This is a genomic window from Pseudarthrobacter sp. S3, assembly GCF_050156905.1.
GTDB lineage: Bacteria > Actinomycetota > Actinomycetes > Actinomycetales > Micrococcaceae > Arthrobacter.
Map to the genome: position 1 here is coordinate 2825923 of NZ_CP189583.1, position 16509 is coordinate 2842431.

Consider the following 16509-nt stretch of genomic DNA (forward strand, 5'->3'; position numbering starts at 1 on the left):
TGTCATATGGTCAGGCTAGCGTGTCAGGGAACGCGCCGTGACACAATCAGGCACTGATTCACCGCACGCCCGTGCCAAACTCCTTGGCTATAGAGTCCGCGTTGCTGCCGACAGCGCGCAGCTCCATAAGCCGTTCCCCTACTGCCGGAGCAGGTACCAGCCGCCGCTAAACCCACCGTAGCCAACTGCGCAGGTACGGCTTTCTGGGTGCATGACTTTGCGGTACGAGTCGAAGTACTCGTACTTCACTACCACGTCGTATTTGGTGGGCGTTGTCCTGCGTGTGGCGGTAGCTGCTGTGATAGCGAAACGCTCCCGGTGCCCGTCGCTGAACCTCACAGACTCCTTGCAGTACCCGATGGCACCATCTGACGTTGCCAATGAGGCTAGGCGCGCTGATTCCTTCTTGGAGTCAGCAGCAGCGTTGCAACTGTTGATCTGCATCCAGAGAACAAAGATCACGGCGATGGCAACGATGCGCATCCAGATGACGCGCGTGCCGAACAAGTTTCCCCCGGTGCTCATCTAGGGCAGGAACCGTGCGTCGTCTTGGAGCTTTCTGAACTGGCACGTCTCCCTGTTGGTGAGCGTCGATCCGTCAGCGACCTTGCTGACCCATGTGGTGGGCACTTCCCACGCGATTTCCTTGTAGGGAAGGTTGACCTGCTCTACGTCACCGGTGAATGTCACCGACACGATGTCGTACGGCTTGTCAGGGACACCGCTGAAGTGCTTCTTGCTGCTGGATGCAACGGCACGGAGTTGGTCCTCACATGCCTTCTTCACCTTGCTAACGGTCGCGTTATCAACTGGGGTGACTAGCGGTGTCGCACTCGCAGACGCGGCTGCCTTGGCGTCAGCAGCCTTGTTGGCATTCACGTTGGACACAATGACCAGCACGATCATCAGAACGACGAAGACTGCGAATATCGTTAGGCAGCCCGCGAACGGACTCTTTTTCTTTGCGGGCAGGTCTTTGCCCGCCGCTCCCCCAATTTGGCTCATGCGCTGATCCTATCGGGGAGCCAGACACCTTTCAGAGTTTTCCGACAGCCACGGTCCTAGTCCGGTGCGGCGACGCCACGTTTCGTCAACATGATTGAGACGTAGGCATGCAGGTGCGTCCACCCTACCCATTCCTGACCGGCTGAACGGTCGCGGATGAGCTTGAGGGCGCCGGTGGTGGCTTTTGGATGACCGGCGATACGTCCGAGGGCGTGAGCACTGTCTGTGTTCTCCGCCAGCCATGAGAGTTGCTCCTCGCGGACACCGTCGCGGGAGATTAGGGCGAGCAGGACCTCGTGGTGGATACCCGGAACCATGAGCGCACTGAGCGCCTCGGTGGCGATGCTGGTCCTCGTTGCCGCAGTGACCTGATCCTGCCAGCGGTCCGACCGTGCGAGGTCTAGCAGCTCGGCTTCGGCGTAGCTACTGGTCATGAGTAGTGGCGCATTGCTTCGGGGCTTTTCATCTGAGTCTTTGCCATCCATTCCGGGTCAGTACTAGAGATCACGCGAGAAATGTGCATAACACCATCCGTGTCCCTCCGCATGTCGACTCCGACGACATCTTCGACAGCGATGCTCCTGCAAAGAGCAATTAGCGTTGCGGCATCCAAGAAGTAGACGTGCTTCATTCTCTCCTTCTCAGACGCTAGGAAGTAGCCATTGAACAGGTAGTTCCCCTCGACTTCGATGCCGTCCGGTCCTTCATAAGGGGCGTCGACCTCATCGAAACTGAACACGAGCACATACGAGTGGATGATCTGGTTAGTGAGGTGAGCAAGGGTGACTTGATCCTTGACCGGGTTGCCGAAGTCGTAAATAGCATCGATGTCATCACGGTTGTAGAAATCGGGTATCGGTCCTATGCGCTGGTGCCGCACTACCGGCACCTGTTTTGCTGCGAGGCTATCCGAAATCTTTCGAGCCTCCAGAAGCCGTCGCATTGCGTAGCCCGCCAGCATCACGTCTTTCTCGACACGGAAGCTCGACCGCTCCGTCCAATGCTCCTGAAGGGTCTTCCGTTCAAGCCGTCTGGCTATGCGCAGGAGTTCGTAGCGCCATGGAACAGAGTCAGAGATCATCGTTCACGCTTCCTTCCTTCGATCGCGCCCATAGGTCGAACATCGCTTTGATTCCTCCGGGCTGCTGCTTGACCCACTCTGCGATGATGTGCGTTTCCGGCGGCATAGGGTGTACGAGCTGCCCTGAGTCGTCGGTGTAGTAGAGCAGTGTGATGATAGCCGACTCAAGGTCGCGATCATTCTCAGCGGCGTGAACATACGCGCGGGCTGCTTCCTCTTCAACTGTTGGATGAACCATCTTCTTTTTCCATTTGCTGGACTGTGACATCCGTTCCTCGGCGGCAAAGGCTATTTCTTTCATGCGCTTGAGTTCCTCCGCCTGTTCCGGGGTGTGCGGTGGGAACTCGAAGGTCCTGTTCGGGAACACTGGGTTGGTCATAGGGCAACGATATCCAGCTCCGAAGAGGCGTCCTCAAATCGTTCGTATTAATGACACCTCGACACGGATGCCACACCCCGCGTAGCCAATCGGATACGTTCAGGGGATGACGGATGTGATTTGTGGTGACCTTTCAGGCAGGACGTTTAGCCGGTACCGGGGTAGGGGTGTGGCATGAGTCCTGAGTCCCCCGCTGAAAGAGTTCTCAGGCTGATGCAGGCGGAGCAGAAAACGCGCTCGGAGTCCGATCTTGAATATGCCAAGACCCTCAGCGAAGAAGAGTTCCGGTCTCAGAAGTGGCAGGTCGATGTGACCTTCGATGAGCGCAACGGAATGATTGCCGTCGCGGTCCGCACTCGTACTAGCCCCCACAGGATGGGGACCACAGAATTCCCCTGCGACGCCCCATACACCAGCAAGGATGAGCTGCTGGCAGCTATACGTGAACAGGAAGCTGATCCCAGCGTTCCCTTCCTACCTGTCGAGATCACACGAGCCGTCTTTCAAGAGGCGTTTCCTGATCAAGACGAAACAAGCGAGGAATGGGAAGAGACGGTGGAACGCCGCCGTCTTCTCGTTCTGCGCGAACGGATCGAAGCAGAGGCAGCCTCCATAGGCTCTGCTCACCTTGCTGAGGGCGCTTTGTAGGCATTGCCAAAAACTATAGGTTGTGACAGCCCCGGCACGCAGACCGTTTCATGCGGGCGATCCGGGGCTTTCTACTGTCAATAAACCTGTCATAATCAAACATTCACAAACCCTACTGTCATAACTGATTTTTCTGTGCCAGACTGTCAACCATGACGACGACGGTGGAAGCAACGGGCAAGGTAGTTGGATACGGCAGAATCAGCACCGGGTCCCAAGACGCATCGTTGCAGGAAGATGCGCTGAACAAATACGGCTGCGAGAAGATTTACATCGACACGATCTCCGGCGCGAAGGCTGACCGCCCTCAACTCCAGATCATGCTTGATCACCTGCGCAGCGGGGACACCGTTGTTGTCTGGAAGATCGACAGGATGGGTCGTTCACTGATCCACCTCGTCCAGCTCGTCGAGCAGCTACAGAAGCTGGGCGTCGGACTCGTCAGCCTCACGGAGGGACTGGACACCCGCACTGAGATCGGCAGGTTCCAACTCAATATCCTCGCTTCCGTAGCCCAATGGGAGCGTGACACGATTCGCGGTAGGGTGCAGGCGGGCGTCGATTCAGCCCGTGCTCGTGGGCGCGTTGGTGGACGCAAGCCGAAGCTAAGCGCTCAGAAGCTCAAGATGGCGAAGACGATGTACGCCAGCAAGGAGTACACCATCAAGGAGATCGCGGACGAACTGGTCGTCAGCGAATCAACGGTCTACCGGGCAATCAGGGAGTCTTAGAGAGGCGCGCTTTGGGCGTGATGGCTGGCAACGCTCCGATCCTGTCCCAGTCACCCGGTTTCCTTGCTGCCGACACCAGCTCATGGTGCAGTTTCTTGTCGATGATTCGGTTGACGCCGTAGGTCTGGTATTTCTGACCGCTGAGGTTCCACACGACGCTGACTCGCTCGGCGTGAAACACATTCCGTGCCCCTGCTGGCTGGACTATCTTCCGTATTTCGATCCGCTCGATGATCTTCCTGAACATGTCGTTCTTCTGGTTCAAGTCAAGAGTCTCGAAAACCTGTTCAGCCGTCAGGAGCCGTGACTGATCTGCGCTTGCTAGGCGCAGGCTAGCAATTTCACCGTCAAGAACGGTAGCCTCGTGATCCTTGATTGCCTTAAGGCGATCGTACGTACCTTCGCTGATCTTCTTCTTGGACTTCCAGTCCACGTATAGCTCGTCCAGTTCTGCGTCGATGGCGGATCGCTCGTTCTGCGCAGCAATCAGTCTCGCTTCGAGTACCTGAACGGGGGTGAACTTTCCCTGCTTAATGGCACGAGGAAGAATCTTGAGAAACTCAGCCTCCATCAATGCGTCAAGACCTGACGCACTGATCTGCATCTTGCCGCAACCACCGGTATTTTTATTGCACCTGTAGGTCGGGTAGTGCTTGATCGCTGGCGTCTTGCCATCCCTCATGAAGACTGGGTTGCCGTCGTCATCGACCTTGTATGTGGTTCCGTCGTTGCTCATTTTGCAGCCACAGAGGACGCAGAGCACGAGACCAGCGAGGAGCGAGTTCTGCGGCGTTTTGCCACGTTTCGCACTTCTGTTATTCACGAGCTTGTCCCTCAGATTCTCCCATTGTCTGAATGGAATTATCGCGTCCCACTGACCTTTGTAGAACTTGGCGTTCTTTTCAATGAATCGTGGGGTCGTGACGATGTCCCGCGTTGTCATCCCTTTCCGCTTAGCTTGCGGCAGGTGCATTCGCCTTCCAGCAATTGAGGGGCTGGCTAACGAGTAGAAGAAGCTGTTGTAGTCGAGATTCTGTCCGGTGTCTTCGTTGAACTTATTGTGCACGGACACAAATGACCTGCCAGAAAGATAGTCGTTGACCGCCGTCACGATAGCTGGTGCCTTCACCGGGTCTTGCTCAATAATGAAGTTGCCTTCAGAATCGTCGGCTGGTCGGACGGCACGATATCCGAATGGTGGGCGTCCCCCATTCCATCGACCAGCCTTTGCCGCCGCGTACTTTTCGTCTGTGACTCGTTGGGTCAATGTCTCGACCTCGGCATTTGCCATGACCGCCATCATGCCCGCCCCCAACCGTCCGCCTACGGTGTTGAAGTTGTGCGGTTCGTTGCCGTTTGCGAAGTAGATGACAAGTCCATTGCCAGCTTCGAGAACCCCGGAGACGAACAACATCATCTCCAGATGGCGGCGATGTATGCGGTCAGAAGCGTATGCCAGAACGCCGTCAATGGTTCCCGCCATGGCAAGCGCTGCCACAGCTTCCCACGCTGGTCGCTTGACCCCGGTCTTCCAAGCGCTCTTGCCCTCGTCGTGGAAGGCACCCCTGTAGCCGCCGAGCTTCGGATCAGAGGAGTTGTTGACGTATAGCGTCAGGTCAGTGCGCTTCGCAAGATAGTCGTGGCACATATCGATCTGACGCTTCGTAGCCTCGCTGCCTTCTTTGGCGGTACTGATACGGGCATAGATGGCAATGGGCATAGTCCAACTCTAGTCATGACAGTCTGCGACGCCGGGACGTGTTCGTGTCTTGCCCGGTTAATAGAGAGGTTCGCGTGGACGGTGCACATGCCTGGTAAGCCACTATTTAAGGCGATGAGCATGTCGAGGCTTTCCGCTTCCCGTACCTCTCCAACGACCAAGCGGTCCGGGCGCATTCGGAGGGCTTCCTTGACAAGCCTGCGCAGAGGGATTTCGCCCTCGCCTTCGAGGTTGGGCTGCCTGCATTGGAGTCCGACGACATCCCGGAGGGGGAACTGGAGCTCAAAGATTTCCTCGACCGTAATGACGCGCTCACGGCTGCCGATACTCGCTGCCAGGCAGTTGAGCATGGTGGTTTTGCCCGCCTGGGTGGAGCCTGACACAAGGATGTTCAGTCCGCTGGATACGGCTGCACCGAGGAACCGGGCCGACTGGGGCGTCAGCGTGCCCAGCTCGACGAGGTGTTCAAGGCGGCTGGCCTTCACCACGAACTTGCGGATATTTACGGCCCAGTGCCTGCGGGTGACATCCGGGATGACCACATGCAGCCTGGAACCATCGGGGAGTGCGGCGTCGACAAAGGGCGATGACATGTCCAGGCGCCGGCCGGAACTCTTCAGCATGCGCTCCACGAGATCGCGAACTTGTTGGTCAGTGAGGCTGAGCGAGGTCAGTTCCGACTCGCCGTTCCTGGCCACGTAGATTTCGTTGGGCGCGTTGATCCAGACTTCCTCGATGGTGGGATCGTCCAGCAGCGGCTGAAGGACACCGAACCCGGCCACAGCGTCAAAGACAAATCTGCGAGCGGCTTCCAACGGACCAATCGGAGGCAGTGGCCCCATCAGTGCGCGTTCGTCGTAATCGCTGACAGCCGCCTCTACGAGACGACGGACCTCGCCCGCCTGCCGCAGCGGATCGAGACCGCGACGGCGGATCAGCTCGCGGACTTCGTCTTCCACGATTCGCACAGCGTCCATGTAGTTCCCCAATACAACTGCCGCCCCCGGCGGAGGCAGTTCAACTGGGATACAGCCTAGGGAGCGTAGCGCACGCCGCCAAGTCATATGGGACAGGGTGTGGATAACAGTGGCGCATCATTCACATTGGCAACAATCGAAACTCTGGTTACAGCAGTCACTGCGGTGTTAGGGTAGGCGCATTCAGTCTCGATTTCCAGTTCAGCGTCTCCTGAACTGCAACCCACTAGTGTCGCGCTCAAGTTGGCGCCTCATTTTCTCCGGAGCCAAAATGAAGCGGACCCAGTCCAACAGTCACCGTCCCCTGCTGCATGTCCTGGGGACAGCAGTCTTGGCTGCCGCTCTCGTGGCGGGACCCGGATTGGCCGGGGCGGCCTTCGCCGTTGAGCCCGGCCCGACTCCGACGCCTTCAATATCCGGGCCCGCGCCCACTCCTGCAGTTTCTTCGCCAGTGCCGGTCACTGCTCCGACCGGATCTTCTTCGCAAGCTGCACCGCCGCCCGTCGTCACGCCGACTCCGACAGCGACGCCCTCTCCTGATCCAGCCAGCATCAACGAGTCCATGGCGGACGCTATTGGCGTTGGCGGTGCGGAAATGGGCCAACGCTCCGCACGAGTGGCTGCATCATCGTCAAGCTCCAGCTTCAAAAAGCTCAGCGCTGAGTCGCTCGGAACAGAAGGCACCTGGATGCCGACGTTTGGAGTGCAGGGACTGGACGTAAGCGGCCATCAGCCGAGCATCGATTGGCAGCAGCAGTGGAACATGGGTGCCCGATTTGCCTATGTCAAGGCAAGTGAGGGCAATTACTACACCAACCCGTCGTACAGCTCGCAATATCAGGGTTCTCGGAACGTAGGCATGATTCGTGGCGCTTACCACTTCGCTATCCCCAACTGGTCTTCAGGCGCGGACCAGGCACGCTACTTCGTACAGAATGGCGGAGGCTGGTCCGCGGACGGTTACACGCTGCCACCGGTACTGGACTTTGAGTTCAACCCGTACGAGGGCAGGACCGTAAATGGTTTCTATTTCGGCAACACCTGCTACGGAATGTCGCCAGCGCAGCTGACTTCCTGGGTCCGCGACTTCGGCAACACCATGCAGTCTTTGACGGGGCGCCTTCCTGTTATCTACACCAACACAAACTGGTGGAACCAGTGCCTCGGCAATCCTTCCGGCTTCGGTGACTACCCGCTGTGGGTTGCGGCGTACCCTGGCTCACCGACGAACAACGCAGGCTCGGTTCCCACAGGGAGTTGGAGCAACTACAGCATCTGGCAGTATAGCAGCACCGGGCCACTCGCTGGCGACTCGAACGTTTGGAACGGCACCTATGACGAGCTGAGTGCCTTCGCGAGGGCCGGTATTCCTAGTGCGGCGTTCAAGGCGATCACCGAGTTGGCTGCCTCATCCCCGGAACTAGGCAAGGCCGTTAGCAACGTGAGAATTGGTCCGAAGGGAGGGGTTTCCCAAGGCTACGAAAACGGTGCCATCTACTGGACCGCCCCCAGCGGAGCACACATCTCAGCCGGCGTGATCCGCGACGCCTGGGCCGCCCAAGGCTGGGAATCCGGTCCCCTCGGCTACCCCACCACCGACGTCAGAACCGCACCAAACGGAGCCAAATCCCAAGGCTACGAAAACGGTGCCATCTACTGGACCGCCACCACCGGCGCACACATCTCAGCCGGCGTGATCCGCGACGCCTGGGCCGCCCAAGGCTGGGAATCCGGTCCCCTCGGCTACCCCACCACCGACGTCAGAACCGCACCAAACGGAGCCAAATCCCAAGGCTACGAAAACGGTGCCATCTACTGGACCGCCACCACCGGCGCACACATCTCAGCCGGCGTGATCCGCGACGCCTGGGCCGCCCAAGGCTGGGAATCCGGTCCCCTCGGCTACCCCACCACCGACGTCAGAACCGCACCAAACGGAGCCAAATCCCAAGGCTACGAAAACGGTGCCATCTACTGGACCGCCACCACCGGCGCACACATCTCAGCCGGCGTGATCCGCGACGCCTGGGCGGCCCAAGGCTGGGAATCCGGTCCCCTCGGCTACCCCACCACCGACATCAAGGCTGGCCCGAAAGCCGGCCTGTCGCAGACATTCCAAAACGGTTCCATCTACTGGACCGCCACCACCGGCGCACACACCTCAGCCGGCGTGATCCGCGACGCCTGGGCCGCCCAAGGCTCGGAATCCGGTCCCCTCGGCTACCCCACCACCGACGTCAGAACCGCACCAAACGGAGCCAAATCCCAAGGCTACGAAAACGGTGCCATCTACTGGACCGCCACCACCGGCGCACACATCTCAGCCGGCGTGATCCGCGACGCCTGGGCCGCCCAAGGCTGGGAATCCGGTCCCCTCGGCTACCCCACCACCGACGTCAGAACCGCACCAAACGGAGCCAAATCCCAAGGCTACGAAAACGGTGCCATCTACTGGACCGCCACCACCGGCGCACACATCTCAGCCGGCGTGATCCGCGACGCCTGGGCCGCCCAAGGCTGGGAATCCGGTCCCCTCGGCTACCCCACCACCGACGTCAGAACCGCACCAAACGGAGCCAAATCCCAAGGCTACGAAAACGGTGCCATCTACTGGACCGCCACCACCGGCGCACACATCTCAGCCGGCGTGATCCGCGACGCCTGGGCCGCCCAAGGCTGGGAATCCGGTCCCCTCGGCTACCCCACCACCGACATCAGAACCGCACCAAACGGAGCCAAATCCCAAGGCTACGAAAACGGTGCCATCTACTGGACCGCCACCACCGGCGCGCAGCTCAGCCCCAACGGACCAATTCGCAGTGCTTGGGCCGCCCAAGCCTGGGAATCCGGCCCCCTCGGCTACCCCACCACCGGCGTATATTCAACTGTTGGTGGTGGTAACGCCCAGAACTTCCAAGGCGGCCGAATCGATTGGTCTCCAACCAGTGGCACAAGAATCAGCAACGTGGCGCGTTAGATGTCCCGGCTCGGTGAGCTTGGCTAGGTGAGGGTAGTGTCGGCTTGCCGCTTCAGGAGGGAAGTCGCGGCCAGGAGCTTGAAGCGCAGGATAGGCTGAATCAATGCGAGAAGAATCCTTACCTAACGCGGCGGCTGCTGACACCCGGCCGCTAAGAATCGCGGTCGCCATGCTGACCTTAGTGCCCGGCGGGATGGGCGGTGGGGAAACTTACGCCCGCGGGTTACTCCGCGGACTGGCATCGCGTAGGGACATAACTGCGACGACATATGTGAGCCAAACGGGCGCGGGCTTTTCCGGACGGATCCCCGAGGTGGTTTGCCCGGAGATATCTGGCGGAGGTTCTTCGAAGGACCGCATTCTTGCCCTCGTTACAGGGCTGATCAGGCGCAAGGCTCTCCTAACCCGTATGGAGGGCAATGACGTTTTTCATGTGCCGTTCGCAGTAAATGTTCCAGTCCCTCGCCGGTCGATGCCTTCGGTACAGACCCTCTGCGACGTACAACACCGCGACCTACCCCATCTATTCAGCCGCGTCGAGCGTCTGTATCGAAGAGTTTTCTATGAGCGCGCGGCTCGTAAAGCGGATGCTGTGGTCACCATCAGCCAATTTGCCAAGCAAACAATTGTGGAGCACCTGAAGATCGACGCTGACAAGGTTTTCATCGCCCCATTGGCTGTCGACGCCGACGAGTTCACACCAAACATTGGTGAGCGAGAGAACTTCATCTTCTATCCAGCACGTGGATGGGCTCACAAGAACCACGCCACACTGTTTGCAGCCATGCGCATTCTGCAAAGCGAGCAGCCGGATTTGCGGCTGGTCCTCACGGGCGGCGGCCTTGAGGGACTCACCCATGTACCCGAGAATGTGGATGTGAAAGGCCTAGTGCCGTTCGCCGAACTACTTGAGCTCTACCGACGCGCGAAGTGTTTGGTCTTCCCAAGCCTCTACGAAGGATTCGGGTTGCCGCCTTTGGAAGCCATGGCCTCCGGCTGTCCAGTGGCCTCGTCTACAGCCGGCTCCTTGCCCGAAGTATGTGGTGACGCCGCGGTTATGTTCGATCCCAATTCGCCGCGTGCGATTGCAGACGGAATAATGGAAGCAATCGACCGTACGGCTGAGCTTCAAGCTAAGGGATTTCTGCAGGTCAAGAAGTTCACGTGGGAAAGCTGTGCAGAGGCTCACGAAGTCGCCTACCGCTACGCCGCGAACTGCCACGCGCAGCCAGACATCTAACTCCAATACGCCCGTACTGACGGAACACTATATAGTGGCTCTGCTTGACTATTCGAACTAAAAGGACATCACCCCCTATGCCTCGTGCGCTTATAACCGGCATCACCGGTCAGGACGGCCTTTACCTTGCAGAGCTGCTGCTCTCAAAGGGTTACGAAGTCTTTGGCCTTATCAGAGGCCAAAACAACCCCAAGTTTGAGCTAGTACAGAGAACGGTTCCGGGCGTGCAGCTGCTCACGGGAGACCTCACCGACGTTTCCTCGCTTGTACGCGTGCTGGCCATTGCCCAACCCGACGAGGTCTACAACCTTGGGGCGATTTCCTTCGTTGCTTACTCTTGGGAAAACGCATCCATGACATCCGATGTCACGGGCAAGGGAGTGTTGAACATTCTCGAAGCTACCAGGCTCTATGCCGGGGAAGACTTGAGTAAAGTGCGCTTCTACCAGGCATCCTCTTCGGAGATGTTTGGCAAGGTTCAACAAGTACCGCAACGGGAAGAGACGCTTCTGTGGCCGCGCTCCCCCTATGGGGTGGCTAAGGTCTTCGGTCATTACATGACTATCAACTACCGCGAGTCCTACGGAATGCACGCCTCAAGCGGAGTCCTTTTCAACCACGAGTCACCCCGCCGCGGCCCAGAGTTCGTTACGCGGAAAGTCTCTCAGGCCGTGGCCAGGATCAAGCTTGGTCTCCAGGACGAGATCGTGCTGGGTAATTTGGACGCCAAACGCGACTGGGGCTTTGCAGGTGACTACGTAGAGGCTATGTGGCTGATGCTTCAGCAGCCCGAGGCCGACGACTACGTGATCTCCACGGGTGTGACTCACTCCATTGAGGAACTTCTGGTGGTGGCCTTCGAAGCCGCAGGACTCGAAGATTGGCGCCGCTATGTCCGCCAGGACCCTAAGTTCATGCGGCCAGCCGAGGTGGATCTCCTCATTGGCGATTCTTCCAAGGCCCATAGCGCCCTGGGATGGAAGCCGAAGGTTTCCTTCAAGGAACTCATAGCCATGATGGTCGAAAACGACTTGATGGAGCAGCGGTTGCTGTCCAAATGACGATCGTGGCCCCGGTACAAGATGAGGCAGCCGTTACCCGAACCGCATTCATAACCGGTGTCTCTGGTCAAGACGGTTATTATCTCGCGCAGCACTTGGTCAACGCCTGCTGGCAGGTGCATGGGATGACCCGATCGGGGGATGCTCCCCAGCAACTGCCTGAGCCGGTAACCGTACACATCGGGGATCTGGCGAACCCGGCGCGGCTCGGCGCCTTGATTGAAGAAGTCCAACCGGACACGATCTTCAATCTCGGCGGCACTAGTTCAGTAGCCGCATCTTGGCGGCAACCGTACGAAACCTCCATCAGCACTGGCGCCGCATCGATCGCACTGCTCGAAGCCGCTTGGCAGTTGCAGGAGCAAAGCGGACGTGACGTAAAGTTTCTGCAGGCGTCCAGCGCTGAGATCTTCGGTAATGCGACTCAAGTCCCGCAGGATGAGCTCACTCCCGTTCGGCCAATCACGCCCTACGGCTCGGCCAAGGCATTCGCGCATCATGCGGTGGGCACCTATAGGGCACGCGGCCTGTTCGCATCCTCAGCAATTCTGTATAACCATGAGTCGCTTCGACGACCGCCGAGTTTCGTAACTCGACGGATCACCCTCGGAGTGGCTGCCATCGCTTTGGGTCTGAAGGATCGCCTGAGTTTAGGCAACCTGGACTCGATCAGAGATTTCGGCTGGGCACCTGATTATGTCGAGGCCCTAGCACGGATTGCCGCAGCGGATCAGGCTGATGACTTCGTTGTCGCGACCGGCGTCTCCCACAGTGTGAAGGAATTTGCGGAAAGCGCATTCGCCGCCGCCGGAATTGGTGACGGGTTGGAGCGGGTCGACCTAGACTCCAGATTCCGTCGACCAGTGGACGCGGCCGAGATGCGTGGCGACTCGAGTAAGATCGCGGCGAAACTGGGCTGGACCGCCACCACCACATTCAAACGCATTGTGCAGACAATGGTTGAGCATGACATCGAGTTTGTCCGCGAACACGGCCTTGCTGCCTTGCCAGCGGACTAGGTTATGCATCGCGGCACAATAGCCGGTGCCCACAAAGTGAAAGTGCCGAATTGACCGATATCTCCCAATCGTCCGAGTTTCTTCCCGAACAGCCAACGGGGCGGGGTGCGAGCATCTCGGGCAAGTCCGCGGCGGGCGTCGGGGGCGCCTCCGTCCTTGCGGCCGCCGCGGGCATCTTGATCCTCTTCGTCACCAGCCACGCTTTATCCCCGGCCGATAACGCTGAGTTTCTATCCTTCTGGGCGGCTCTCTTTTTTGTGTGCGGCGTTCTGGGAGGCATTCAGGCAGAGTCAACAAGGGCGGTCGGCGCTGCCAGGGCGGCGCACGGTTCAGATACTGCCAAAGGCGCCCCCGTTCTCACCTCAGGGCTCATTGTCGGCGCGTCAGCTGCATTGATTGTTCTTCTCCTCTCCCCCCTTCTGGGCACTTATCTGTTCCCGACGGACACAGTGGCGATCGTCGGGGTTCTGGTTGTCACGGCCATCCTGTTCTCATGCCATGCGACCTTAGCGGGCGCTGCACAGGGAAAAGACCAGTGGTCCCTGTTTGCAGGGATGGTTTCACTGGAGGCGGTCCTTCGCTTGACCGCCATTGCGGCTGCCGCCGCCTTAGCCGCACCCCTTGTCGGACTCGAGCTTGCGTGCCTCGCGGCCCTCACGGCCTGGATCGTGGTGGCACTCATCTCGCCGGCTGCCCGGAGTTCTCTCAGATCCCGAGCGGATGTAGGCCTCTGGAGGCTCCTCCAGAACACCGGACATGCACTTCTTTCAGCAGCCTCCTCCGCTTCCCTGATTGTTGCCTTTCCCATCCTGCTGAAGCTCACGACTCCGCAGGCGGACTACGCATTGTCTGCGCCAATCCTCTTGGCCATTTCGCTGACGAGAGCTCCGATCATGGTCCCGCTTCAGGCGTTCCAGGGCGTGGCTTTGGCCGAGATCGTGCGTGATCCTCAGAACGGCTGGCGGGGGCTTAAGAAGCCGCTGGTTGCGCTCGTGGGGGTTGGTGTCCTCGGTGCCGCGGCCGCGTGGTTGGTCGGACCGCTCCTGATGCTCTTCTTCGGTCCCGCTTACAAGGTGGAAGGCTGGGCATTGGCCGCACTGACACTTGCTGCCGTGCTCATGGCGGTTCTAACGTTGCTCGGCACCGTCGTCATCGGTTTGGGCAATCATCGTGCGTACTCCGCAGGCTGGCTGTCCGCGACGGCAGTCGCAATCGGACTGCTCCTGCTGCCAGCGGGCGTCGAGATCCGCAGCATCCTCAGCTTGGGGCTGGGACCTCTCGCCGGCATTGCCGTTCACGCTATGGCAATCGCCGCAATCGTTCGTAACCGTCGGGGATCCGCAGTCCAGCCCGATCACTGAGCCGGCAAGAGGTTATGTCCAGCCTTAGCCCAAAACGAATTCCCTAAGGCGACCGAGCACGATGCTTCTCTCGAGGTTAGCGAAATGGTACGTCTTGCCTCGAGCGCCCAGTTCCTTGCGCTCCTCCCGCGTCATGCGGTAGATCGCCTTAACATTTTCTGCCAAAGCCGTCGAATCGCCTGCAGGCCCAACGAGCCCACACTGGGCAGCATCCTCGACCAGTGAACGAACCTCGCCGTCCATAGCAAGGGCGAGCGGCCGGCCCGAAGCGATGTACGACATGACCTTTGCCGGTATCGTCGCTTCAAGCAGTTCGCTTCGGACCAGGCAACCGACCAGCACGTCAGCCAGAGTCGTATATTTGGGGATGTCGGTGACGGGATGGTGGCCTTCGAAGCGGAACACGTCTTCCAAGCCGCGCCGTGCGACTTCAAGTTCCACCTGGCGTCGACTCATGCCATCGCCGACGATCACCCATGTTATGGCCAGGCCCTCAGACTTGAGCCGTTCAGCAGCATCGATAATAGTATTAAATGACTGTGCCGGACTGATATTTCCGGTGAATACAGCCTTGAAGCCAGCACCTAAATGCTCGGCTAGGTCAGTGTCGAGAATTTCCTCTTCGTATAGGCTTTCACAGGCTTGAGGCACAACAGTAATTCGATCGTCGGAAATACCGGTGATTCCTCTAATCTTCGAGCGCATTTGCTCGGAAAGAACAATAATTTTGTCAGGCTGACGATAATGCCAGTGCGAGACCTTTTCGGCCAGACGTCGCAGCGTCTTGTTTTTTAAGTCCAAAACCGAAAATAAATTCTCCGGCCACAAGTCGAGCACATACATCGTCGACTCTATTCCGCGAATCTTCGAAAGTAGGATTCCGGCAATTGACATCATTACTGGTGACAGCTGGTACAGAAATATCTTGTCGTACTTACCAAAAAGAAGACGCGGCAGATGCAGAAGGCTGCCCAGCGGAAAAGAAACATAATTCAGGAAAATTCGCATACTGGAATTGTTGCCGCGAGGTATCTCGAGCGCGCGGTAGACCTTGATTCCATTATGATCTTGTCGGAACGGACCACGGAACGAGTAGCCTGGAAAGAGTTCGCCGCGCGGATAATTAGGAAGTCCACAAAGAACCTCAACGTCTAAATCGTTTTCGACAAAATAATCACATATGTCGTTTATGCGGAAACCCTCTGGCCAGAAGTGCTGACCGACCACCAATATCTTAGGTTTTTGTTGCCCCACTACGATGCCGACGAAATTGAGGGAAGCAACGACTTCAGGTAGTCGGTGGTTTTGATCTTCTCGATGATCTGGTCCACTGTGAGCTGGTGCGTGTTATGCGATGTGTACTCCTCGAGGGACTCACTAACGACGTCACCGGACTCGACAAATTTTTCGTAGTTGAGGTCGCGCGTATCCGCAGGAACGCGGAAGTAACCGCCCAAATCTTCGGACTTAGCCCGTTCCTCGCGGGTTAGAAGCGTCTCGTGCGCCTTTTCGCCATGCCGCGTACCAATCACATTTACCTCGGCATCGGACTGGAACAGGTGCTTCATCGCTAAAGCCAAGTCCCCCACCGTCGATGCATCAGCTTTTTGCACGAACAAGTCGCCTTGGTTGGCGTTCTCAAAAGCAAACAGAACTAGATCGACGGCCTCGTCCAGATTCATCAGAAAACGAGTCATGTGGGGGTCCGTGACAGTAAGCGGCTTGCCCTCACGTATCTGGTCTGCGAACAGAGGGATAACAGAACCTCGTGAAGCCATGACGTTACCGTACCGGGTGCAAGAAATCAGGGTGTCAGAAGCATCGACATTACGCGACTTCGCGATTACGACTTTTTCCATCATGGCCTTCGACGTACCCATGGCGTTGATGGGATAAGCCGCTTTGTCTGTAGAAAGACAGACGACTTTCTTGACCTTGGCGTCAATTGCAGCGGTCAGGACATTGTCGGTTCCCAGGACGTTAGTCCGGACTGCCTCCATAGGAAAGAATTCACACGATGGCACCTGCTTGAGGGCCGCTGCGTGAAATATGTAGTCCACTCCGCGGACCGCTTCACGTACACTCTCAATATTGCGCACATCACCTATATAGAATTTTAGTTTCTCGTTGCTGTACTGCTTCCTCATGTCATCCTGCTTCTTCTCATCCCTCGAGAAGATTCTGATCTCCTTTATGTCGGTATGGAGGAAGTGCTTCAGGACAGCATTCCCGAACGACCCTGTGCCTCCGGTAATCAAAAGTGTCTTGTTCTTGAACAATTCGTCTCCTAGGTAAGCGGGTGGTTACGGC

General features: G+C 58.1%; 16 protein-coding genes. 7 read left to right on the plus strand and 9 right to left on the minus strand.

Annotated features, from left to right (window positions below; translation table 11 throughout):
* Positions 1–138 precede the first annotated feature (138 nt).
* The 5 genes from ACQCSV_RS13570 to ACQCSV_RS13590 are packed head-to-tail and all read right to left on the minus strand — an operon-like array spanning position 139 to position 2465.
* Positions 139–525 carry a hypothetical protein gene (locus ACQCSV_RS13570; protein ID WP_426938583.1) on the minus strand — a complete coding sequence of 129 codons (387 nt, stop codon included), beginning with the start codon at positions 523–525 and terminating at the stop codon, positions 139–141.
* On the minus strand, positions 526–1005 hold the full coding sequence (locus ACQCSV_RS13575; protein ID WP_426938584.1) for a hypothetical protein: 480 nt from the start codon (positions 1003–1005) through the stop codon (positions 526–528). It abuts the gene before it with no gap.
* 56 nt (positions 1006–1061) lie between these two features.
* On the minus strand, positions 1062–1439 hold the full coding sequence (locus ACQCSV_RS13580; RefSeq protein ID WP_426938585.1) for a hypothetical protein: 378 nt from the start codon (positions 1437–1439) through the stop codon (positions 1062–1064).
* Positions 1436–2086: a hypothetical protein gene (locus tag ACQCSV_RS13585; RefSeq protein WP_426938586.1), complete on the minus strand. Its 651-nt coding sequence runs from the start codon at positions 2084–2086 to the stop codon at positions 1436–1438. The genes ACQCSV_RS13580 and ACQCSV_RS13585 overlap by 4 nt, the downstream gene beginning before the upstream one ends.
* Entirely contained in the window at positions 2076–2465 is a 390-nt protein-coding gene (locus ACQCSV_RS13590; protein ID WP_426938587.1) for a hypothetical protein, read from the minus strand. Before ACQCSV_RS13590 ends, ACQCSV_RS13585 begins: the two co-directional genes overlap by 11 nt.
* A 174-nt stretch (positions 2466–2639) precedes the next feature.
* On the opposite strand from ACQCSV_RS13590, the gene ACQCSV_RS13595 reads away from it, so the two are divergent.
* Positions 2640–3113 carry a hypothetical protein gene (locus ACQCSV_RS13595; protein ID WP_426938588.1) on the plus strand — a complete coding sequence of 158 codons (474 nt, stop codon included), beginning with the start codon at positions 2640–2642 and terminating at the stop codon, positions 3111–3113.
* Between the two features lie 152 nt (positions 3114–3265).
* Positions 3266–3844, plus strand: coding sequence for a recombinase family protein (locus tag ACQCSV_RS13600; RefSeq protein ID WP_426938589.1), 579 nt, complete (start codon positions 3266–3268; stop codon positions 3842–3844).
* Here the strand turns inward: ACQCSV_RS13600 and ACQCSV_RS13605 are convergent.
* Positions 3831–5564 (minus strand): recombinase family protein, encoded by a 1734-nt coding sequence (locus tag ACQCSV_RS13605; protein WP_426938590.1) that lies wholly within the window; start codon positions 5562–5564, stop codon positions 3831–3833. The genes ACQCSV_RS13600 and ACQCSV_RS13605 overlap by 14 nt on opposite strands.
* Positions 5456–6541 (minus strand): CpaF family protein, encoded by a 1086-nt coding sequence (locus ACQCSV_RS13610; RefSeq protein WP_426938591.1) that lies wholly within the window; start codon positions 6539–6541, stop codon positions 5456–5458. Before ACQCSV_RS13610 ends, ACQCSV_RS13605 begins: the two co-directional genes overlap by 109 nt.
* A gap of 688 nt (positions 6542–7229) precedes the next feature.
* Between ACQCSV_RS13610 and ACQCSV_RS13615 the strand changes: the two genes are divergently transcribed.
* The 5 genes from ACQCSV_RS13615 to ACQCSV_RS13635 all read left to right on the plus strand — a co-directional run bounded on the left by ACQCSV_RS13615 (position 7230) and on the right by ACQCSV_RS13635 (position 14199).
* Positions 7230–9518, plus strand: coding sequence for a GH25 family lysozyme (locus ACQCSV_RS13615; protein ID WP_426938592.1), 2289 nt, complete (start codon positions 7230–7232; stop codon positions 9516–9518).
* A 103-nt stretch (positions 9519–9621) separates the two neighbouring features.
* A complete protein-coding gene (locus tag ACQCSV_RS13620) occupies positions 9622–10758 on the plus strand; it encodes a glycosyltransferase family 4 protein (RefSeq protein WP_426938593.1) in 1137 nt (378 codons plus the stop codon).
* A gap of 77 nt (positions 10759–10835) precedes the next feature.
* Complete coding sequence (locus ACQCSV_RS13625; RefSeq protein WP_426938594.1) at positions 10836–11819, plus strand: GDP-mannose 4,6-dehydratase; 984 nt, start codon at positions 10836–10838, stop codon at positions 11817–11819.
* Entirely contained in the window at positions 11816–12838 is a 1023-nt protein-coding gene (locus tag ACQCSV_RS13630) for a GDP-mannose 4,6-dehydratase (RefSeq protein WP_426938595.1), read from the plus strand. The genes ACQCSV_RS13625 and ACQCSV_RS13630 overlap by 4 nt, the downstream gene beginning before the upstream one ends.
* A gap of 581 nt (positions 12839–13419) precedes the next feature.
* Positions 13420–14199, plus strand: coding sequence for a hypothetical protein (locus ACQCSV_RS13635; protein ID WP_426938596.1), 780 nt, complete (start codon positions 13420–13422; stop codon positions 14197–14199).
* Between the two features lie 24 nt (positions 14200–14223).
* Here the strand turns inward: ACQCSV_RS13635 and ACQCSV_RS13640 are convergent, their stop codons facing one another.
* Positions 14224–15426, minus strand: a complete 1203-nt coding sequence (locus ACQCSV_RS13640; RefSeq protein WP_426939566.1) for a glycosyltransferase family 4 protein — start codon at positions 15424–15426, stop codon at positions 14224–14226.
* Positions 15427–15452: 26 nt separating this feature from the next.
* Entirely contained in the window at positions 15453–16478 is a 1026-nt protein-coding gene (locus ACQCSV_RS13645; protein ID WP_426938597.1) for a polysaccharide biosynthesis protein, read from the minus strand.
* Between the last annotated feature and the right edge of the window lie 31 nt (positions 16479–16509).